The 21,169-nt window shown below is 55.6% G+C and carries 19 protein-coding genes; 15 read left to right on the top strand and 4 right to left on the bottom strand.

Annotation, left to right across the window (positions count from 1 at the left end):
- The first annotated feature begins 258 nt into the window (after positions 1-258).
- From fosX to ACR0BU_RS09380, 4 genes are all read left to right on the top strand, one after another.
- Positions 259-663, top strand: coding sequence for a FosX/FosE/FosI family fosfomycin resistance hydrolase (gene fosX, locus ACR0BU_RS09395; RefSeq protein WP_480736976.1), 405 nt, complete (start codon positions 259-261; stop codon positions 661-663).
- Positions 664-891: 228 nt separating this feature from the next.
- Positions 892-1,908 carry a Fe(3+) ABC transporter substrate-binding protein gene (locus ACR0BU_RS09390; protein WP_480737302.1) on the top strand — a complete coding sequence of 339 codons (1,017 nt, stop codon included), beginning with the start codon at positions 892-894 and terminating at the stop codon, positions 1,906-1,908.
- Between the two features lie 118 nt (positions 1,909-2,026).
- Positions 2,027-2,581: a helix-turn-helix domain-containing protein gene (locus ACR0BU_RS09385; RefSeq protein ID WP_480736974.1), complete on the top strand. Its 555-nt coding sequence runs from the start codon at positions 2,027-2,029 to the stop codon at positions 2,579-2,581.
- Entirely contained in the window at positions 2,578-3,105 is a 528-nt protein-coding gene (locus tag ACR0BU_RS09380; RefSeq protein WP_480736973.1) for an N-acetyltransferase family protein, read from the top strand. The genes ACR0BU_RS09385 and ACR0BU_RS09380 overlap by 4 nt, the downstream gene beginning before the upstream one ends.
- A gap of 31 nt (positions 3,106-3,136) precedes the next feature.
- On the opposite strand, the gene ACR0BU_RS09375 is transcribed toward ACR0BU_RS09380, so the two are convergent.
- Entirely contained in the window at positions 3,137-3,937 is an 801-nt protein-coding gene (locus ACR0BU_RS09375; protein ID WP_480736971.1) for a phenylalanine 4-monooxygenase, read from the bottom strand.
- A 119-nt stretch (positions 3,938-4,056) separates the two neighbouring features.
- On the opposite strand from ACR0BU_RS09375, the gene ACR0BU_RS09370 reads away from it, so the two are divergent.
- The 4 genes from ACR0BU_RS09370 (at position 4,057) to ACR0BU_RS09355 (ending at position 10,010) form a co-directional block, all read left to right on the top strand.
- Entirely contained in the window at positions 4,057-4,515 is a 459-nt protein-coding gene (locus ACR0BU_RS09370) for an Lrp/AsnC family transcriptional regulator (protein WP_298934537.1), read from the top strand.
- A gap of 128 nt (positions 4,516-4,643) precedes the next feature.
- The gene (locus tag ACR0BU_RS09365; RefSeq protein ID WP_480736969.1) at positions 4,644-5,210 is read left to right on the top strand and encodes an ImuA family protein; all 567 of its coding nucleotides are present in this window, start codon (positions 4,644-4,646) and stop codon (positions 5,208-5,210) included.
- The gene (locus ACR0BU_RS09360; RefSeq protein WP_480736968.1) at positions 5,152-6,630 is read left to right on the top strand and encodes a Y-family DNA polymerase; all 1,479 of its coding nucleotides are present in this window, start codon (positions 5,152-5,154) and stop codon (positions 6,628-6,630) included. The genes ACR0BU_RS09365 and ACR0BU_RS09360 overlap by 59 nt, the downstream gene beginning before the upstream one ends.
- The gene (locus ACR0BU_RS09355; RefSeq protein WP_480736967.1) at positions 6,627-10,010 is read left to right on the top strand and encodes an error-prone DNA polymerase; all 3,384 of its coding nucleotides are present in this window, start codon (positions 6,627-6,629) and stop codon (positions 10,008-10,010) included. Before ACR0BU_RS09360 ends, ACR0BU_RS09355 begins: the two co-directional genes overlap by 4 nt.
- 277 nt (positions 10,011-10,287) lie before the next feature.
- On the opposite strand, the gene ACR0BU_RS09350 is transcribed toward ACR0BU_RS09355, so the two are convergent.
- The gene (locus tag ACR0BU_RS09350; protein ID WP_480737301.1) at positions 10,288-11,478 is read right to left on the bottom strand and encodes an NADH:flavin oxidoreductase/NADH oxidase family protein; all 1,191 of its coding nucleotides are present in this window, start codon (positions 11,476-11,478) and stop codon (positions 10,288-10,290) included.
- 1,085 nt (positions 11,479-12,563) lie between these two features.
- Here ACR0BU_RS09350 and ACR0BU_RS09345 point away from each other — a divergent pair.
- From ACR0BU_RS09345 to ACR0BU_RS09325, 5 genes are all read left to right on the top strand, one after another.
- A complete protein-coding gene (locus ACR0BU_RS09345) occupies positions 12,564-13,886 on the top strand; it encodes an ABC transporter substrate-binding protein (RefSeq protein WP_480736966.1) in 1,323 nt (440 codons plus the stop codon).
- A 57-nt stretch (positions 13,887-13,943) separates the two neighbouring features.
- Positions 13,944-14,819: a carbohydrate ABC transporter permease gene (locus tag ACR0BU_RS09340; protein WP_299078825.1), complete on the top strand. Its 876-nt coding sequence runs from the start codon at positions 13,944-13,946 to the stop codon at positions 14,817-14,819.
- Positions 14,816-15,643: a carbohydrate ABC transporter permease gene (locus ACR0BU_RS09335; protein ID WP_298934544.1), complete on the top strand. Its 828-nt coding sequence runs from the start codon at positions 14,816-14,818 to the stop codon at positions 15,641-15,643. The genes ACR0BU_RS09340 and ACR0BU_RS09335 overlap by 4 nt, the downstream gene beginning before the upstream one ends.
- Positions 15,643-16,704 carry an ABC transporter ATP-binding protein gene (locus ACR0BU_RS09330; protein WP_480736963.1) on the top strand — a complete coding sequence of 354 codons (1,062 nt, stop codon included), beginning with the start codon at positions 15,643-15,645 and terminating at the stop codon, positions 16,702-16,704. Before ACR0BU_RS09335 ends, ACR0BU_RS09330 begins: the two co-directional genes overlap by 1 nt.
- A 138-nt stretch (positions 16,705-16,842) precedes the next feature.
- A complete protein-coding gene (locus ACR0BU_RS09325) occupies positions 16,843-17,871 on the top strand; it encodes a LacI family DNA-binding transcriptional regulator (protein ID WP_298934546.1) in 1,029 nt (342 codons plus the stop codon).
- A 404-nt stretch (positions 17,872-18,275) separates the two neighbouring features.
- On the opposite strand, the gene ACR0BU_RS09320 is transcribed toward ACR0BU_RS09325, so the two are convergent.
- The gene (locus ACR0BU_RS09320) at positions 18,276-19,091 is read right to left on the bottom strand and encodes a cyclase family protein (RefSeq protein WP_480736961.1); all 816 of its coding nucleotides are present in this window, start codon (positions 19,089-19,091) and stop codon (positions 18,276-18,278) included.
- 263 nt (positions 19,092-19,354) lie between these two features.
- Between ACR0BU_RS09320 and msrP the strand changes: the two genes are divergently transcribed.
- Both msrP and msrQ read left to right on the top strand, forming a co-directional pair.
- Entirely contained in the window at positions 19,355-20,257 is a 903-nt protein-coding gene (gene msrP / locus ACR0BU_RS09315; protein WP_480736960.1) for a protein-methionine-sulfoxide reductase catalytic subunit MsrP, read from the top strand.
- A 4-nt stretch (positions 20,258-20,261) separates the two neighbouring features.
- A complete protein-coding gene (gene msrQ, locus ACR0BU_RS09310; RefSeq protein ID WP_480737300.1) occupies positions 20,262-20,876 on the top strand; it encodes a protein-methionine-sulfoxide reductase heme-binding subunit MsrQ in 615 nt (204 codons plus the stop codon).
- A gap of 90 nt (positions 20,877-20,966) precedes the next feature.
- Here msrQ and ACR0BU_RS09305 read toward each other — a convergent pair.
- A partial coding sequence (locus ACR0BU_RS09305; RefSeq protein ID WP_480755744.1) for a hypothetical protein occupies positions 20,967-21,169 on the bottom strand: 203 nt, incomplete at its 5' end.

Genomic DNA, 21,169 nt, shown 5'->3' with positions numbered 1-21,169 from the left:
GATGTGGGGCAGGGGGTTACAATGCACTACCTCCGATGTCTGCTGCGAACCCAACCTATGAATTCGGTTTTCTCGCTGCGTGCGCTCGCAGCAGAAACGTTTCTGCATCTGCTCAGCTTTTGGTATCGCAGTGCCGCATGATAACTGTTCGTAAGCGCTCAGCGAGGCGACGACGGCCAAGGGTCAAGTTGCGGGCTTTGCTGCTGTTGGCCGGGTGTCTGGAATGGTGTGAAGAAAAGAAAAGCCGGAGGCTAAGCAGTGATCGAAGGGTTAAGTCACATGACGTTCATCGTGAGCGATCTCGATAAGATGGAGGAGATGCTAACGAGTGTTCTGGACGCAAAGAAAATCTACGACAGCGGAGAGAAGACTTTTTCGCTTTCGAAGGAACGCTTTTTCGATATTGGCGGTGTTTGGGTTGCGACTATGGAGGGCGAGCCCCTTGCAGAGAAGACCTACAACCATGTGGCTTTCAAAATGGCAGCCGATGAATACGATGACAGGCTACAGCGGATACAGGCGCTAGGATTGGAAGTCCGAGAAGGTCGCTCGCGCGTTGATGGTGAAGGACACTCGATCTATTTCTATGACCATGACAACCACATGTTTGAATTGCACATTGGCTCGCTGGACGAGCGGTTACGACGTTACGCAGAAACCTGAAACCTCTCGTTTGCTGTACCCTGTCCAATGAGCGAGTTGGGCTAGACGCAGACATTTGTTTCATGCCCTAGCGACGCCAATTCCCGTCGTCATACTTGTAATTTCACACCAGCGACCATTTGACCGACTAAATTTGTCAGTTTTTGTTGCATCTATCGCAGAATCGTTTAATTGACCAAATCAGTCGGATTAAACTCCGCCACGAGATTTACTATGTTGGGAGACATCATGCTGAAATCCTCGACCTGTATTGCGGCCGCTTTGACAGCCGTCGTTGCCACCTCGGCGGCCGCCGAAGGTGAGTTGAACCTCTATTCCTCACGCCACTATGACACGGATGAGCGCTTGTATTCGGATTTCGAAGACGCGACTGGCATCAAGATCAACCGTATCGAAGGCAAGGCCGACGAGCTGATTGCCCGGATGGAAGCCGAAGGTGCCAATTCTCCTGCAGACATTCTGCTGACCGTCGATACGTCGCGCCTGGAACGCGCCAAAAACGCAGGGGTTCTGCAGTCGATCGACAGCGCCGTTCTGGAAGAGCGTATCCCATCCAACCTTCAGGACAGCGATAACGAATGGTTCGGCTTCTCTCAGCGTGCCCGGATCCTGTTCTATGACAAGAACGACGTGAGCGAACCGCCACAGACCTATGCCGAACTGGCTGATCCCAAATATAAGGGGATGGTCTGCATCCGCTCGAGCTCTAACGTGTACAGCCAGACGATCCTGGCGGCCATCATCGAGCATGCTGGCGCCGATGCTGCCAAAGAATGGGCCGAAGGTGTGGTTGCGAACTTTGCCCGTGATCCGCAGGGTGGGGATACCGACCAACTGCGCGGCATCGTATCCGGCGAGTGCGACATCTCGATGTCGAACACCTATTATTTTGCCCGCGCTATCCGCAAAGACGTTGATGGTGTCTCGGCCGACCGCGAGATGATCGGCTGGGTCTTCCCGGATCAAGGCGGCAACGGGGCACACGTAAACCTGTCGGGTGGCGGCGTAGCAGCACATGCCCCGAACAAAGAGAACGCGATCATGTTCCTGGAGTATCTGGCAAGCGATCAGGCGCAACAGTACTTCTCGGCGGGTAACGACGAATACCCGACTGTTGAGGGCGTGGCCCTGTCTGCTTCGGTTGCCGCTCTGGGTGACTATCAGGCCGACGCTGTTGACCTTTCGGCAGTTGCGAAGAACGTTCCCGACGCTCAGAAAATCTTCAATGAGGTTGGCTGGAAGTAATTCAACCCAAAGAACCACGCAGGCCAAGGGTGCAGATTATTCTGCACTCTTTTTTGTTGCGTGGTTATATATTTCAGTTACTTTTCTCATATTCGGAACTGATTCTCGGATATGAACTATGTTGGACGATCTCTCAAACAGACTCGCAAACCATCTGGGCGAGCTTCGCAAGGCGCGCCGTTGGTCCCTGGATCAATTGTCAGAACATAGTGGTATCAGCAGGGCCACCTTGTCCCGGATGGAAAAGGGCGAGGTCAGCCCGACCGCCGAAAGCCTCGGGCGCTTGTGCGCGGCTTACGGCGTGCCGATGTCACGTTTGCTGATGATGGTCGAAGACAGTTTTGACCCCAAAGTCCCTTTTGACCGACAGGCTGAATGGCGCGATCCAGAAACGGGTTTTACCCGACGCTCCGTTTCTCCACTCTCGGCTGGCCTGACCGGAGAGGTGCTGGAGTGTCACCTGCCTCGCGGTACAGATATCACGTACCAGGCCCCCCCAAAACCGGGCCAGGAACATCACCTGATCATGCTGGACGGCATGTTGACCCTGACGGTCGACAATACTGCGCATGTGCTGTCTGGCGGTGATTGCCTGCGCTATCACCTGTCCGGGCCGACCCGATTTGAAACAGGCGCACGGCGTGGTGCGCGCTACATTCTGGTGCTGATATGATCACCCGACTGACCGCGGATTACTTCCCAGACGTGTTGGATGATCTGACGGATATCCTACACGCCTGCGTGCATACCGGTGCCAGCATCGGGTTCATACTCCCCTTCTTGCCCGATGATGCCCGAGCCTATTGGACAACGCGCGTACAGTCCGAGCTGGGTGCGGGCGGTCTGGATCTGTTCGTCGTCTATGGCGAAGGGCGCGTTTTGGGAACGGTGCAACTGATTCCGGCGACCATGCCTAATCAACCGCATCGCGCCGATGTGGCGAAGCTGCTTGTTCATCCGGACGCCAGGCGACGTGGGCTCGGACGTACTTTGATGCATGCTCTTGAATGCCGCGCTTCAGAACTGGGAAGAACCATGCTGGTACTGGACACACGCAGCTCGGATCCATCCCGTCTTTTGTATCAAAGTCTGGGATTTCAGATCGCCGGCGAAATCCCTAACTATTGCCGCAACCCTTTTGAAGACAGGTTGGAGCCGACGACGTTTATGTACAAAGACCTGAGTCCGGGCACCTGAAAGCGGGCGCTAGCCCTCCTGCAGTCACCTTCTATTCTGCGGCAGTGACTTTCTCGTGGAATTTGTTTGGCAGCAAGCCAAGCTTGCGGGCATGCCGGATATCAGCCAGCAGATCACGATCCGCTGCTGCAAAAAGGTCCTCTGAATCGTCTAGAACAAAATAGCCCATCTGGTGCATATCAATACGGTATGGGGTGCGCAGGATGGTCAGGATGTCGAACGGATCCCGATCCGGCGTATCACTTGTAACTGCGTAAACCAATTCGGTCGGTGAAGACGCAAGCCCGGACCCTAGTGCTTTGATTTCACCATCCTGACGACGCAGTCCAAATTCGATTGAGAACCAATAGAGCCGGATCAACCATGCATAATCCGCTGCATCCGCCCGGGTTCCGGCCTGCCCGATGGCGTGGCTGAAGGCGGCAAAGCGGGCATCGCTCAGCAGCGGTGTGTGGCCGAAAATCTCGTGAAAGATATCGGGCTCTTCAATATAGTCGAAATCCTCGCGCGAGCGGATAAAGGATGCAGCTGGAAAGACGCGATCTGCCAGCATACCGAAGAAGGTTTTGAACCCGATCAGCGCAGGAACCGGTTGAACGCGCCATCCGGTCAGATCCAGCAAACGTTCAGATATATCGGCGCAAGACGGAACGGAGGTTTTCGGCAAATCCAACCGCGTCAGCCCGTCAAGATATTCCCGCGCCATGTATTGTTGAACATTCTCTTCCTGTGCGGCATACAGATCAGCCCAGACGGCGTCTTCCTCGGCGGTGTAATCGATATGGCCGCGTGCATCGGCAATTTTGGCGACATATTTGGTCGATTTGGGCATTGGACTCCTCCTTCTGGATGACAGGATACCCCCTCCTCATCGACAAAATTCGTTTGAATGTAGAGAGATTTGAGGTAACTTGACGAATACGTACCGTTTTTAGAGATAATCCGAAACAAATGCTTCAAACCGCAGATATTGCCATCCTCCGCGAGCTGCAAATCAGTGGACGCTTGTCGATGCAAGAGCTCGCCGAGCGCACGGGACTTTCCGCGTCGCAGTGTTGGCGGCGCGTTCGTGATCTCGAGGCGTCAGGTGTAGTGTCTGGCTATCGTGCGCAAGTGGCCGCAAAGGCCGTTGGGTTGAATGCGATCGCGTATGTCCACATTGCCCTGCAGGATCATCAGGAAAAAAGCATCTCGGATTTCCTGCGCCTCGTCGAAACTGAACCACAGATCGTCGAGTGCGCTTCGATCACCGGAGATCATGATTTCATTCTTAAGGTCTATGCCAAAACCCCCGAGGATCTGGAGGTGTTTATCATGCAGCGCTTGCTGAAATCCGGTCTCGTCCGTGACACACGTAGCAACTTTGTCCTGCGGCAAACCAAAACGCGGGGGCCCTTGCCCATTCTTTGACCGAACGTAGGTTTGCAGCTTTGGAATCACGCGAGCACAGCGCGAGACTTAAAATGAGGTATCGGCCTTTTGCGGTCCTTAGCATGACAGTGTTTTCCAATATTGCTATCGGATGCTAAAGCATAGACATGCACAATCTTGATCCGCGTTTCTTTCCACCCAGTAACACGCGCACACACGAGGTCTGCGGGCCCGGCGCAGACGTGTTTGCATTCACGCTCGCTGCGCGGCTTCGCGGCAGTGTTATGTGGGTACGAGAGCGGTGGGAGCCAAGCCAGATTAACCCGGACGGGTTTGTCGAATTCATTGATTCTGCGTCCCTGACGCTGTGTAACACCAAGGACCAGACTGAAACCTTGGCTGTCGCCGAAGAAGCTCTGCGTTCAGGGGTCATCTCGTTGGTGGTGATGCAGTTGACAAAACCCCTCGGTCTGACCGCGGGGCGGCGTTTGCAGCTTGCGGCGCGTGATGGAAAATCCACCGGGTTGTCGATTATACCTGAAGGTATGGGCAGCAATGCGGCTGAAACCCGTTGGCATTGTGCACCTGTGTTTGATCCCAGATTCAGCTCTCAGGACTCGACTCTGCAAAAGTGGGAACTTATAAAGAACAAATCAGGAACATTAGGTGTTTGGTATGTTCGATGGGATCCCGCGTCGCGTCGTCTCATTATGGTTTCCCCGGCTGGCGAGTGACCAGATTTTGCGGCGCTGCCCGTCGGGTGGTCCCTTTGCCCTGACGCTGAAACAAAGCAACATCAACCGGCTCTATTGCCTTAATGGCCAGGCCACGCAGCAGGGTTTGCATCCCGGCATGCCCTATTCCGATGCCCGTGCTTTTTGTCCCAACTTGCAAACGGCACCGGTTGATCTGCTACAAGGCCAGCGATTTTTGCAGATCCTGTGCCGTTGGGCCACGCGGTACTGTCCTTGGGTGGGGCTAGAAGGTCGTGATGGGCTGGTGCTGGATATCAGCGGCTCCACCCATCTCTTTGGCGGTGAAAAAGAGATGCTGAGTGATATGCGCACCCGCCTGACGCGTGCGGGCCTGTCGGTGCAGATCGGCCTGGCGGACACGCGCGCGGCGGCCTGGGCCCTGGCGCATCATGGTGAGGGACTGGCGCCACCCGGTGATATGTTGGCCGCGCTGCAGAACCTCCCTGTTGCCGCCTTGCAGCTGGATGAGAAAACCTCAACGGCTTTGACCCGATTGGGGCTGCGTAAGATTGGCGATCTTGCTGCGGCGCCGCGTGCGCCGCTGACCCGCCGCTTTGGACCGGATGTGCTGAGACGGCTGGATCAGGCTGTGGGGCAGCAGCCGGAAGGTATCACGCCCGTGGCTGACCCGCCCCATTACGGAGTGCGCATGACATTGCCAGAACCCATTGGTCTCATCAGCGATGTGATGGCTGGTACAGAGCGATTGCTGATCCGGCTTTGCGCCAAATTGAAAGCGCAGGAAATGGGCGCGCGAGGGCTAACAATGACACTGCGCCGGGTGGATCAGGATCATCAAGAGGTTGAGCTGCGTCTGGCGCGCCCTTTGCGGGACCCTCATCGCATTCTACCGTTGTTTGAACGGGGGTTGGCCGAGGTGGATGCAGGTTTTGGCATCGACCAGCTGCGGCTTGAGGCAACGCAGGTTGAGGCCTTGCCAGCCCAGCAACTCACCCATGTTTCGGCGGGGCGGAAGGGTCATTTGGAAGACCTCATCACCCGGATCGGCACAAGGATCGGGCTGACGAATATCCAACGTTTCCTGCCCGCTGACAGCCATATCCCAGAGCGCAGCTTTATCATTGCGCCTGCCGCTTATTCAGATTCTGCCAGCGGCTGGACCTGCACAAACCCACGCCCGCTGCGTCTGTTTCCACCTGAGCCGCTTATGGTCGCTGAACCACATCCGCCAGAACGGTTCCGCTGGCGGCGCATGTCATTGACCACGGCGCGCGCCACAGGCCCTGAACGCATCGCTCCTGAATGGTGGCTGGAGGATGACAACTGGCGTTCTGGCCTGCGCGATTACTGGCGTGTGGAAACCAAGCAGGGACGGCGGCTCTGGTTGTTTTACACGCCGCAAAACCCTGGATGGTTCGTGCAGGGAGAATTTGCATGATTGAAGTCAATCGCACGCATCGTCCGGTAGAGGCCTTTCGCCGGGATCTGCTGCACATGCAGATACAGGGGCAAGGCTATGCCGAGCTTTGTGTCACCAGTAATTTCACCTTTTTGACCGGAGCTTCGCACCCCGAAGAACTGATCGTGCGGGCTGCAGAGTTGGGGCTGTCTGCGATTGCTATCACGGATCGCAATTCACTGGCGGGAGTGGTGCGAGCCTGGACCGCGCTCAAGGAGTTACGGCGAGACACTGCAGAAGCTTTGAAAATTCGTTCTCAGCAGCGTGTGGATGCCTCCTCCCGGCAAAAGATTGAATCGGGACAAGCCATTGCACACACCCCTTTCGCAACATTGCCCAGACTAATCGTTGGGTGCCGCCTGGTCTTGCGTGACAGTTCGGTGGAATGGGTCGCCTTACCCCGTGATCGGGCAGCATATCAACGCCTGACCCGCCTTCTGACCGCAGGTAAACGCCGGGCGGAAAAAGGTGATTGTGAGCTTTACAGCAAGGATATGATACCCGCCTGCAAGGGGATGATTTTGATTGCCCTGCCGCAACAGGGATTGAAAGAGGCCGTACCGGATATCCAGCGGCTGCAGCGACGCTTTCCCAATCACGTCTTTCTCGGGGCCGCCCCCCGTTATGACGGCAGCGATCAGGCTTATCTGGCGACCTGCGCAATGGCTGCGCAAAAGGCAGGTGCCCCGATGGTCGCGGTTGGCGATGTGCTGATGCATCGCGCAAACCGCAGACGGCTGGCCGATGTTTTGACCTGCATGCGCGACCATATCACCATTGATCAGATCGGCACGCGTGCGCTGCCCAATGCCGAACGCCGGATCAAGTCCGGTCAGGATATGGCGCGGCTGTTTCGTAACCATCTGGGCGCAATACGCCGTACATTGGAGATCACCGATAAATGCAGCTTTGATTTGGGCGAACTCTCCTATGAATACCCCCATGAAGACACTGAGGAAGAAACGCCGCAAGCCCGGCTGGAACGGCTGGCCCGAGAAGGCCTGACACGACGCTACCCTCATGGTCCGCCCTCCAAAGTAACCCACCTGCTGAAAAAAGAGCTGGCCGTGGTCAAGGAATTGGATTTCCCAGCCTATTTCCTGACTGTCCACGATATTGTGCAATTCGCCAGATCGCAGGGCATCTTATGTCAGGGGCGCGGGTCCGCTGCGAATTCAATCCTTTGCTATCTTTTAGGCATCACCGATGTCAGTCCGGATATGATCTCGATGGTGTTTGAGCGGTTTGTCTCAAAGTACCGTGGCGAGCCACCGGATATCGATGTCGATTTCGAACATGAGCGGCGCGAAGAGGTGATCCAGTGGATTTACAGGAAATACGGCCGTCACCGCGCCGGGCTTTGCGCAACCGTCATTCACTTTCGCACACGGGCCGCCATTCGTGAGGTGGGTAAGGTCATGGGCCTGTCTCAGGATGTGACTGCCGGTCTGTCGGGCCAAATCTGGGGCATGAGCAATGGCGGGATTGATCTTGATCGCATCCGCGAGATTGGCCTTAACCCCGAAGACCGCCGCCTTATGCAAACCATCCAGCTTATTGGCGAGATCATCGGCTTTCCCCGACACCTGTCGCAGCATGTAGGAGGCTTTGTCATCACACGTGGTCGTCTGGATGAACTGTCGCCGATTTCCAATGCTGCGATGAAAGATCGCACCGTCATCGAATGGGATAAGGATGACATTGATGCACTTGGTATTCTGAAGGTCGATGTCCTGGGACTCGGCATGCTGAGCTGTGTACAAAAAGCCTTTGCCCTGATGCAGCAACACGAAGGGCGCAGCCTCAGTATCGCTACGGTTCCGCAGGAAGATAAACCCACATATGATATGCTTTGCGTTGCCGATGCGGTGGGGGTGTTTCAGGTCGAAAGCCGTGCCCAGATGAACTTTCTGCCCCGGATGAAACCCCGAACATTCTATGATCTGGTGATTGAAGTTGCCATCGTGCGCCCCGGTCCGATCCAGGGCGGCATGGTGCAGCCCTATATCAAACGCCGCCAGGGTCTGGAGCAGGCTGAACCCTTTGGCCCCGCACTGGAAGAGGTCACAAAACGTACGCTTGGCGTACCGCTGTTTCAGGAGCAGGCCATGCAAATCGCTGTGGTGGGGGCGGGTTTTTCCGCCGAAGAGGCCGATCACCTGCGCCGATCACTCGCCTCATTCCGGCGTATGGGTACCATCGGAGCCTTTGAGGAGAAATTCATTAATGGAATGCTACGGAATGGCTATGATCTGGACGTCGCCAAGCGCTGTTTCTCTCAGATCCAGGGCTTTGCCGATTACGGTTTCCCCGAAAGCCACGCCGCCGCTTTTGCAATGCTCGCTTATGTCTCGGCCTGGCTGAAATGCCATCACCCGGCGATCTTTGCCTGTGCGCTTCTCAACTCCCAGCCTATGGGGTTTTACGCCCCCGCCCAGATCGTGCGCGATGCGCGGGAACATAGTGTTGAAACACGCCCCATATGCGTGAACCATTCAGAATGGGACAATACCCTTGAGCGCCGCCCCGATGGTGCATTGGCTCTGCGGTTGGGGTTTCGCCAAATCAAAGGTTTCAAAGAAGAAGATGCAGGCTGGATTGTTGCGGCACGGGGCAATGGGTATCGCGATCCAGAGGCGCTGTGGCTGCGGGCAGGCCTGCGCCCCGATGTGTTGATACGGTTGGCCGAAGCGGATGCGTTCTCTGACATGGACCTCACGCGTCGCGATGCTCTGTGGCAAGTCAAAGCCATCCGCAGCGAAAAACCGCTGCCGCTTTTTAACGACCCGATTGATGGGGAAAGTATTAATGAACCGCAGATCACCCTGCCCACCATGCATTTGGGTGAAGAAGTCGTTGAGGATTATGTATCCACCCGCCTTTCCCTACGCGCCCATCCAATGGAATTGCTACGCCCCGGCATTCCGGACCTTACCCCTCACAACGCACTCAAGGATGTGCCTCTGGGGCAGCATACGGTCTGCGGGCTTGTCATCACCCGCCAACGCCCCGGCACGGCGTCCGGGGTGATTTTCCTGACGCTTGAGGATGAAACCGGGGTCAGTAATGTCGTCGTCTGGCCCAAAATATATGAGCGTTTCCGGCGCATCGTGATGGGGGCACGGCTCCTGCGTGTCCGGGGTTATCTGCAACGCGAAGGCATTGTCGTGCATCTGATTGCTCAGGAGATTTACGACATGTCCTATAAGCTCTCGGACCTGGGCCACCCGTTGCCAGAGGCTCTGACCACCGAAGGCCTGCGCGCGGATGACACCCCCAAAGCATCCCGCTACCCCGCCCGCGCCATGCATCCGCGTGATCAAGCCAAGCGACTGTTTCCGAGCCGGGATTTTCATTAAGCAGGCATCCATGCAGACCGCGCATCCGCTTGTTTGCGATTTCCCAACCCGTGCGCCCGACTTGACGAACAGCAGCTTCTGTACTGTTGAATTTCCGGTTAACCGCAAAGCGCCAGCGCTCGGTCACCGGCGCCCAGATCGGCCTTGAGGGCTTCGCGTTGCTCCGGTATCTCGCCTAGCTCCTTAATCATCCCTGTATCGCGTGTTCCATGCATGCACGATGGATTCAAGAGGCCCGATTGTTCAACGGGTTGTTGATGCATAAGGCCGGGCTTACTTATGAAGCGAAGGGTTCATGCACAGGAAATCGTTTCTTCCAAAGGATCGCGCGTTCCGCGTCGCGCGCCTCATATTCGGCAATTGCATCATTGATATCCCGCTCGATCAGACTCTCTTGGTCTTCACCAAGGTCCGTCATCCGCATCGTAAACCAAGCTGTCATTCCTCCTGGCGGCAGGGTGGCGAATCGAGGAAAAGCAGGGTCACCTTTGCCCGCCTGCCATGACAAAGGCAGCGATGGATCAAGGACGAAACCCCGCGCAAGGCCAACCGCATCCACATCACCCTGAATGATCGCGGCCTCTGCCTCGTCATAATGCTTGAACCCTCCGGTGATCATGAGAGGGGTCGTGGTCAACCCGCGTGCGGCACCGGCGAATTCGAGAAAATATGGGCCTTTGGATGCACGTTCGGAACTTGATGGGGCACCGGGGAAATAGGTTCCACCGCTGATGTCCAGCAAATCAACCCCTTTGCCCTCAAGTCCTGCAACAACTTTGAGGGCATCATCTTCCGTTAGCCCACCGTCCAACTGGTCAGTGGCATTCAGTTTGACTGCAACCACAAAGTCAGTCGGTACAGCAGCACGAACGGCCTCGACCGTTTCGACAAGCAGCCGCATACGTGCATGGATCGAACCACCATAGTCATCCGTGCGGTGGTTGAAGAGAGGAGATAGGAACTGGCTTAAGAGAAACCCATGAGCCGCATGAATCTGAACGCCTCCAAACCCCAGCTCAGCCGCACGCCGTGCCGTTTGGGCAAAGGAATCAGGAATGCTCCTAATCTCGGCCAGAGACATGGCTTCGCTATTAAAATCGGGAAAGTTGATGGCACTTGGTCCCCTCGGCTTGCTGATCGGCAGGTGAGACAATGCCCCGGCGTGGCCAAGTTGCAACCAGAGATGCGCCCCGTTTGCTGACCCGCGCCGCGCCAGATCACGGAACGCTGCAGTGTCGGCCCCTTGATCGAGCACAAGATTGCCCGGTTTTTCAGGGTACCGTGGGTCGCTCTGCACTTCTCCGATGATCGACGCTGCCAGACCACCGTCGGCCCAGCGTTCATACAACCTTATCTGTCTGGCAGTCGGATCGCCACGTCCATCCGCGAGTGAGTCAGACATGGCCGATTTGATGATCCGATTTTTTAGCACACGCCCGTTCGGTAGGGTGAGTGGCTTGAAAAGCAAATTATTCGAAGCTGCGTGCAAGTCAGTTCTCGCTGGGGTTTTAACCTCGACCCAATATGCTTTGGGTGGTTGTCTTCGATAACACGTTTTTTAGGAGGGGCTTCAAGGTTTGACAAGACCAAGGTCTCGCTGAAACATCTGTTTCCCGGCCGTCAGTCCGTTCACCTTATCGACGATGGTATCGGCATCAATACCATGATGGCGATAGAGATCGCCGATCAAATGGATAGACAGTCACTAAACCTGTTAGGTGAACCATGGCGATGTTATCTTCAAAACCATTTTAAGGTAGTTGTGAGATCATCTTTTGGTGCTTCGCGTTTCGGGTATGAAGCAATGAAATTGAGTTCATCTAGCATCTAGCAAAGCGAATTGCTTGAGCCGCTGTCACGCGTTCGCGATGACATGTCTGCAGTTTGATGCACCCGTCGCTTTGGAAATGACGTTTGCATTATGCGAGGGTTCCCGACTGATCATCTTACGAGACGTTTTCCAGAACGCTGATCTTGAAGCCGGGACGGCGATCGGGAGCAAGGTGCGCATGGTGTGAGGTCGGGCGGATCTCAAATTTGAAGTTGCGGCGGGTGACCGGTTGGATTGAGCTGCCAAGCGGCGCCAAAGACTGGGATAGAATTTCTGCTATAGCTCGTCGTAACCTCATCCACCGCCAGTTCCGTCTTTGGGGTACTCTTTGCGACGGCGAATCCTGGCTGGCACATGACATTGTCGCAAGTGCTGCTCCAATCTGGAGGTCTAACCGCAATTCAAACACATGAAGGATCGAACGGTTTCGGAATACTTATGTAACTCTCCAGAAGTGACACAAGTTCGATCAAGCTAGGCTCGCTGTCCTTCGAGATGTTGAGATTCCTATGGACGAAGGGGCAGTGATCGCGTCCAGATTTGGACCGAACGGTCTTGCATGGTAGCAGCCAGCCAATCGGTGAATGTCGAACCTGCTGGTTAGTGCGCATTTAGACGGGCTGGAAGGCCAGCATCAACACGCGTCAGATAGTTCTTGAATACGTATTCATGATAATCTTACCCTAGGTAATCAAATGTTGCGATTCGTGAGGGAGGAGAGAATGCGCAGACAGACTCTATTGAAAGCGGGTGTCGTCGTGGCCGCAATGTCGCTGATGCCGCTCAACGCCGCTGCAGAAGACATTCCCTATGATCTGAAGGAAGGTCAGCCATATGCCGGGACAAAGCTCAACATCCTAAGCGTGGTAACCCCACAATTCGACGGCTTGATGCTGCGGGACGACGAATTCACCGAACTGACAGGGATCGAAACAGAGTGGACGTTTATTCCTTTCGGGTCGCTGCAAGAGAAAATCAATGCCGAAGGGATTGCGGCCAACGGAACCTTCGATGTGGTCAATTACCTCGACAGTTGGGGCCCTCCCAATGCGCATTGGCTGATGCCAATCGATGATATGATGGCGCAGGACGGGATTTCGATGGATCGCTATCCAGCTGCGTTTGCGCGGTCAGCCCAGTATGATGGCAAGACGCTTGGCTTCCCCCTGCGCGCCCATCCGCAGCTGATGTTCTATCGCAAGGATCTGATTCCAGAGCCGCCGACATCCTGGCAGGAAGTGATCGAGATTGGCAAAGCTCTGAAGGAAACCAACCCCGACATTGCCCCTCTTGCACTCTACTATAACAACGACGGCAACCGACAGAACCTGTTCATCTGGATCAACTTCCTTTGGGCCGCTGGGGCGGATATCTTCAACGATGACTGGACCGCTGCCTGGACCAGTGACGAAGCGATAAAAGCCACTGAGGGTTATATCGCATTACACACTGTTCACGGCGTTACGAACCCCAACAGCCTGGCCTTTGTCGAACAGGACGCGCGTCAGTCGTTCATGCAGGGTAAATCTGCGATGATCCCTGTTTGGTGGTGGGCTTATTCTGGTTTCTACAACCCGGAATCGTCTACTCTGACCAAGGATCAGGTCGGGTTCACCGGGATGCCGTCTTATGATGGTCGGACGAAAACCTATGCAATTTCGATGCCGTTTTCTATTTCTGAGTATTCCGAGAACAAGGAAGCTGCGTGGGAATTCATGAAATGGCTTTCGAACCCAGAAATGGATAAGGCCAACGCCATCGAACGCGAAGTGGCTGGCAAGTCGATCGTGAACAACGTTGTCACCCATATCTCGTCGCTGCAGGACGCGGATGTGAACGCGGCAAATGATGGTATTCAGGCAGCAGCCTGGGAGTCACTGGAAGAGTCCGACATCATGCCACAAATTCCCGAATGGCCCGAAGTCGGAGATATCTTGTCAGCCGCTATCGCTGAGGCAGCGGCCGGTGGCGATGTCCGGGAACTGATGACCGAGGCCGCCGAGCAATCCAACCGCGTGCTCAAGCGCGCTGGGCGTATCGAGTGATACTTTGCAGGGTGTGGCCATGACGGCCGCGCCTGCCACAATCGGATCGGACGGACAATGCGTGACAATACGCTGAAATACCTGCTGGTGCTGCCAGCGGTGCTGGTCGTTTTCGCCACGGCGATCTGGCCGCTTGTTGAGTCTCTGCGCTTGTCTTTCACTGTGGGGCGGCTCAACAAACCCGACTTCCCTCAGGGCTATCTTGGTTTCGAGAACTACACATGGGCGTTCTGGGAAGAACCAGCTTTTTGGAATTCGGTCTGGGTGACCGGGATTTACACTGTGTTGACGGTTGCCTTGACGACCGTGCTAGCCTTGGGTCTGGCAATGCTTCTGGCTCCGGGTGGACGGCTCAGGTCGGGTGTGCAGACGCTGCTGATCCTGCCCTTTGCGATGTCGCCGGCCTTAATAGGTGTCTCGTTCCGGTTCATGTTCAACCCCGAATTCGGACTGTTCGACGCCTTCTTCGGCGCCGTCTTCCCGCCGCTGGCGGACATCAGCTGGCTGGCCCATCCACAGCTTGCCTTTGCGGTTTGCGTGATGGCCGATGTCTGGGGATGGATCCCGTTCCTGACACTTGTGCTGATCGGCGGGCTGGCGTCGGTTCCGCAGGAAACGATCGAGGCCGCGCAGGTTGACGGCGCTTCGGGCTGGCGGGTGTTTCGCGATGTGACGCTGCCGCAACTTGCACCTGTTTTGGCCGTGGTGATTATCCTGAAATCAATCTTTAGCCTGAAAACCTTCGATCAGATCTTCATGTTGACCAACGGCGGGCCGGGCACAGCCACTCAAACTCTCAGCCACTACATTTACTTCAACGGCATGAAATACGGACAGATCGGCTATTCGGCATCCGTCGCCTGGCTTATGGTGATCCCGATGATCTTCCTCACCTACGCCTATGCCAAGTTCGTGTTCAGGAAAGCATCATGACCGGGCGCCAGAAAAAACAGATCGTCGATGCGATCCAGATTGTGCTGATCCTGATCGCGATCTTCATCATGCTGGTCCCGATCATCTGGATCTTTCTTGCTGCGTTCAAGAACCACGTGGATGTTTATCAGTTAAAACTACTATTCACACCGACGCTGAAAAACTTTGGGATCGTGTTCGATGCGCCGTATTACTTGGGCGCCAAGTTGATCAACTCGACCGTCGTGGCGCTTGTCACCGTCGTCATCGCGATCCCCATTGCCACCATGGCGGCCTATTCCTTTTCCCGGTTCCGTCTGACCGGCGAGACCGCGATGCTGGTGATGATCCTGGCCACCCAGTTCGTCCCGGCGGTGGTCATCATCCTGCCGTTCTTCGTGATGTTCCGCGACATCGGGCTGCTCGACACACGCTCGGGACTGATCCTGGTCAACCTCGCCATCGTGATGCCTTTTGCGATCTGGATGATCAAAGGCTTCATCGACGGCATCCCGCTGGACACGGAAGAGGCGGCGATGGTGGATGGCTCTTCCCGGATACAGGTGATCCTCAACATCGTGTTGCCGATGGCGGCGCCAGGCCTGCTGACGGCGGGGATCTTCTGTTTCATCATTGCTTGGAACGAGTTCCTGTTCGCGCTGATCCTGACCAACAAGGACGCGGTCACGCTGCCCATCGGACTGGCCCTGTTCAAAGGCGAAGAGGGCGATCTGTGGAACCTGCTCAGCGCGGCGGGCATCATCATCATGCTGCCGATGTTCGTCCTCGCCCTCATCATCCGGAAATACTTTGTGCAAGGCATGACCATGGGAGCCGTACGCTGATGGCCGAAGTCATTCTCAAGAACCTGACCAAACGCTGGGGTGATTTCGTTGGCGTCGACGATCAGTCTTTGGAAATTCATGACCGTGAATTCCTGGTTCTGCTGGGGCCGTCCGGCTGCGGCAAGACCACGACTATGCGCATGATCGCGGGTCTCGAAGATCCAACAGGCGGCGAAATCTGGATCGGCGATCGCATGGTCAATGACGATCTGCCAAAGGATCGGGACGTCGCCATGGTTTTCCAGAACTACGGTCTCTACCCTCACATGACGATCTTCGACAATATCGCGTATCCGCTGAAGGTACGCGGAACTCCGAAACCGGAAATCGAACCTAAAGTGCACGAAGCCGCCGAGAAGGTTGAGCTGACCCAGTTTCTGGACCGCAAGCCCAAGGCCCTGTCAGGTGGCCAGAGGCAGCGCGTCGCGCTGGCACGCGCCATCGTGCGCACACCCAAGGTCTTTCTGATGGATGAGCCGCTCTCCAATCTCGACGCCAAGCTGCGCGTGACGATGCGGGCCGAGCTGAAACATCTCAGCCGCCAGATGAAGATCACCACCGTCTATGTCACCCATGACCAGATCGAAGCGATGACCCTGGCCGACCGCGTGGCGGTGATGAAGCACGGGGTGATCCAGCAACTCGGCACACCGGACGAGATCTACAACGACCCAGCCAACCTGTTTGTTGCCGGCTTCATCGGCTCTCCGGCCATGAACCTGATCAACGGGTCGGTTCAGGACGGCATGTTCGTCACCACGGGCGGAACACGTCTGGTCAAGGTGGCAATCCCCGATCGTCCTGCGGTCATCCTCGGCGTGCGCGCCGACGACATGACGGTGTTCGAGCCCGGCGAAGGCGACATAGACGTCACCATCTACGCCTTCGAAAACACCGGTGAAAGCACATTGCTGACGGTTCAATGGGGAAAACAGCGCGTCATTGCTCGCGGTAGTCGGCACCTGCGCAAGAACCAAGACGATGTTGTCGGTATCTCGCTATCGGCCGAGCATCTGTATCTGTTTGACCCAGAATCTGGCAGCCGAATTCGGGAAGACTGACTTGCCAGTCGGTATTGCAAATCAGGTATACTAACTTTGGTCATGGTCAGTCGATTGCACATTCGTATGAGCTGCTCTGGCGATCATAACTCGGCTTGTGATAAAGCTGCAGGATATCGTTGAACAAGCGGGTCGTGCATGCGGGTGAGCCGAACAACAGCGGCAGAGGTTGCAAAACTGGCAGGTGTTAGCCAGCCAACGGTAAGTCGCGTCTTTATGCAGGGATCAAAAGTCTCCGCCGACAAACAACGACGCGTACGCGAGGCAGCACTTAAGCTCGGATATCGACCCAATACACTGGCCCGTTCATTGAACACCGGCCGGTCCCGAACCATAGGTATTGTTCTCGCCTACCTAAAAAATCCGTTCTACACCGAAGCTTTGGAGAAGCTGTCCTCCGAGTTCCACGAACATGGTTATCATATCATGACCTTCTTCGCCTCAAACCTGACCGACGAAGTTGATGGCGTTGTCGAAGATCTTCTTGCTCATCAGGTCGATGGTATCATTCTGGCGTCCGTCAGTGTGTCCAGCGAGCTAACAAAACGCTTACAAGATCATGGTATCCCGCTAGTGCTGTTCAATCGAGGACAAGAAAACCCCAATCTTGCTTCGGTAACGGCGGCGAATTTCGAAGGTGGGCGAGTTGCGGCAAGGTTCTTACTGGCCGGAGGTCACAAGCGAATAGCGCATATCGCAGGCTGGCAAAAATCTCTTAACGGTCGTGAGCGGCAGGCCGGGTTTCTGGCGGAAATGTCAGCTCAGGGAACAGAGCCGTTTCACGTTGTTGATTGCGAATACAGCCGAGTGATCGCGCGCAAGGCGACGCTTGGCCTGTTCGAGAAGGGTTGTGGGCCGGATTCGATATTCGTCGGCAACGACCATATGGCTTTTGCGGTTCTTGAAACACTCAAGCACGAGCTTGGTCTGGATGTTCCAGGGGATGTGTCTGTCATCGGCTATGATGATGTTGCGATGGCGGCATGGAAAACTTTTGACCTAACCACGATGCGCCAGCCGGCGAACCGAATGGCTGAAGCGACGGTCAGGATGTTGCTATCGATGATTGATGATCCTGAACCGTCTCTGGGGCGCATTGAAATCGAAAGCCAGTTGATTGTTAGGGGAAGCACAAGAAATCCACCTGATTGGCAACGCGACCCATAAACTGCCCGGCAAAATGGTTTTGTGTGAGCTGAGCGAAAACCGCAGCCCTTTCTGACTGAACCTTGCCGTCGTGCGTGAAGGGTGGTTGAAAGTTCACGAAGGAAAGCAAGCGACGCGAGCACTCGTAAGCAATCACAATGCCATTGCAGATGTCTTTGTAAAGTGGATGTCTCCGCTCTGCGCGATCATTGTGGATATCGACCGCTTTTGCGTCCCCGCTTTTCCGCATGTCAAATATGATACCCGCCGGTCTGAAGACTTCTTCAGGTGTTCCGAGTGGATGTGTGGACACCATTCTTGATCTGCCTGCACCGGTTTGAGTAGGTGCAAGCACAGTGCCGCACTTTCATACAAGTATTGCGGCTACGAAAAATGATGCCGGTCGTGTCGGCCTTTTCGGTTCCTCAGATCAGTGCAAACACACGCGCCGGACCTCCGGTGCCACCCGCATGTTTCGGCGCGCCAATGACAAGTGTTGCACCTGAGGCCGGGACGCGATCCAGACCGGCAAGACACTCAATACCAAACCGGCCCGAGGGAAGCCACGCATAATGGGTGGCGAAATCGGCCGACATGCCGTGATCCAGCGACAAGGTATCCACGGCAATCGACCGGGCGCCGGTGTCCTCCATCAGCATTTGTGCAGCCTCGACATGAAAACCGGGATAATGCTGTGCCTCCCCGTCGAAATTCCGAAAGCCATCGGTTGCAACCTTGGCGGACCAACCTGAGTGCATTGCGACGCAGGCTCCGTCGGGGATATCGCCATTGGCTGCAATCCAAGCATTCAAGTCATCCGGCGTGACCCGTGTATCAGCATCCTCGGAGGCACGAGCGGCGATGTCGACAACGCAAAGCGGTGCGACCAGATCTGTGACCGGGATTTCGTCAACCGAAGCGCCATCCGCCGAAAAATGCAAAGGTGCGTCGATATGTGTGCCCGTATGTTCATTGATGGAAAGGTTGAACAGGTTGAAGCCGTGATCCGCAAAGTTGAAAGCTTGCTCGGCTGAAATCCCTGGCTCACCTCCCCAAGTCGGAAAATCAGGGCTGAGGGTGTGGGTCATGTCTTCGACCGCGCCGTGGCCGTCCGCCATCGCAGCTGGCGCTGAAACGCCCGTTGCGGCGGCTGCCACACCGGTGGCTGCTGCTGCCTTGAAGAACCCTCGCCGCGACAACATACGATCCTTGACCGCGTTCATTACGCAAATGTCACACATGGTATTCTCCTTAAGCGGTTTCGCAATCCATTCGGATGGCCCAACCATCCGCCCAATTACAATTACTATTCTGCGGTCCAGCCTGCACTTTTGGCCCTGCACTTGTAAAGTTCACGCTTCCCAGCAGCTCACCGAACTAGCGCAAGGTGTCGACGCCATTGTGAACGTTACAGTCACTTCTCTCAATCGTGACGCCCGTTTCCTTGGCTCTGTGGTATCAGACATTACCTTGTTCCCGAGGCTGATTGACTACGGAGACCCAAATGGCGCAACGCTGGACCAACACTTTGACATATGCCGACGTCACCCCGCGGACGGCGTTTTTGAACCGGCGGCAGGTCATGGCCGGTATGGCTGGTGTCGGGCTGACTGCTATGTCCCGGCCAGCTGCGGCTGAGAATGGTCTTGAAGCCAATACTTGGGAAGAGATTACGTCTTACAACAACTACTACGAGTTTGGCACAGGCAAGGACGACCCGGCCAAGTATGCCGGATCACTGACAACTGAACCGTGGAGCATCAAGATTGATGGCTTGGTGGATCGCCCCGGCGAATACGACTTCAAGGAGATTTTGTCCGAGATGACGATTGAAGAGCGTATCTATCGATTCCGCTGCGTCGAAGCCTGGTCGATGGTGATACCTTGGAACGGGTTTGAATTGTCCGATCTGCTGAACATGGCCGGTGTTCAGGAGGATGCAAAATATGTGGCCTTCGAGACCGCCTATCGCCCGGAAGAAATGCCGGGGGTTCGTTCCCCTGTTCTCGAATGGCCCTATCGCGAAGGTCTGCGTATGGATGAGGCGATGCATCCTCTGACAATTATGGCAACTGGGATTTATGACCGACCTATCCCGAACCAGAACGGGGCACCTCTGCGTTTGGTGGTGCCTTGGAAATATGGGTTCAAGTCGATCAAGTCGATTGTCCGCATAACATTGACTGACACTCAGCCGCCGACCAGTTGGAACATGGCCGGTCCGCGAGAGTATGGTTTCTATAGCAATGTAAACCCCAATGTGGATCATCCCCGCTGGTCGCAGGGCTCGGAACGACGCATTGGAGGTGGTCTGTTTTCCAAGCGCGAACCGACGTTGATGTTCAACGGCTACGAACAAGAGGTCGCCAGCTTGTATGACGGTATGGATCTGGCAAAGAATTACTGAGATCATGCAGGCGGTGAACCAGATATTGCGCAAGATCCCAGTCTGGGGCGTCTACCTGATCGGCGCGTTGCCTGCACCCTGGTTGCTGTATCTCGCAATGACCGGCGGGCTGGGGGTCGAGCCGATCAAAGCGCTTGAGCATGAGTTGGGTGAACTAGCGCTGCAGCTGCTGATCGTTGGTCTGGCTATTACACCTCTGCGGCGGCATGTCGGTTTGAACCTGATGAAGTTTCGTCGGGCAATCGGAGTGCTGACATTTGCCTATGTCAGCCTGCATCTGGTGGTTTGGCTGGTGCTGGATGTACAACTGCCTAGCCAAATCTGGGCCGACATCGTCAAGCGCCCATACATCACAGTTGGTATGGCCGCGTTCCTTATGTTGCTTCCCTTGGCAGTTACGTCGAATAACTGGTCAGTGCGGCGTCTGGGTCCGTCCTGGCGCAAATTACATCGGCTGGTTTATCCCGCAGCGCTTCTCGGGGCGCTTCATTATGTGATGCTGGCTAAGGGGTTTCAGATCGAACCTTTGATCTATCTGGCGATCATCGCGGGCCTGCTTGTCCTGCGTTTTCCGAGCCCAGGTGGGTTTGCCCGCTGGCGACAGGCCGATTCCGCCTGACTCGCGACCGAGTCTGCCGGTATTTTTACGTACACGCTTTGTGGCGGCGTTTTTTCGAGTTGGATACGCGCGTTTTAGGCGCGGTTGCGCTCAGGTGTATTTATGTAACTTTTTGATAAATAAATATAAAATGGCCAGTTGAGAGATTTTCTGAGTTTTTGTCTTTTTCTGCTTGCGGTCTTTGTCAGTAGTACTTAGAACCCCCTTCACCGGCGCTGCTGAGGCGGCGCTGACGGGTCGGGGAGACGGCCGGACGGGTTGGAGAGACAGCTGGACGCACTGGAGAGACAGTG

It is taken from the genome of Ruegeria sp. CK2 (assembly GCF_056536585.1).
Note: the sequence above shows the minus strand (reverse complement) of the source record. Positions and strands in the feature narration are given on the sequence as shown.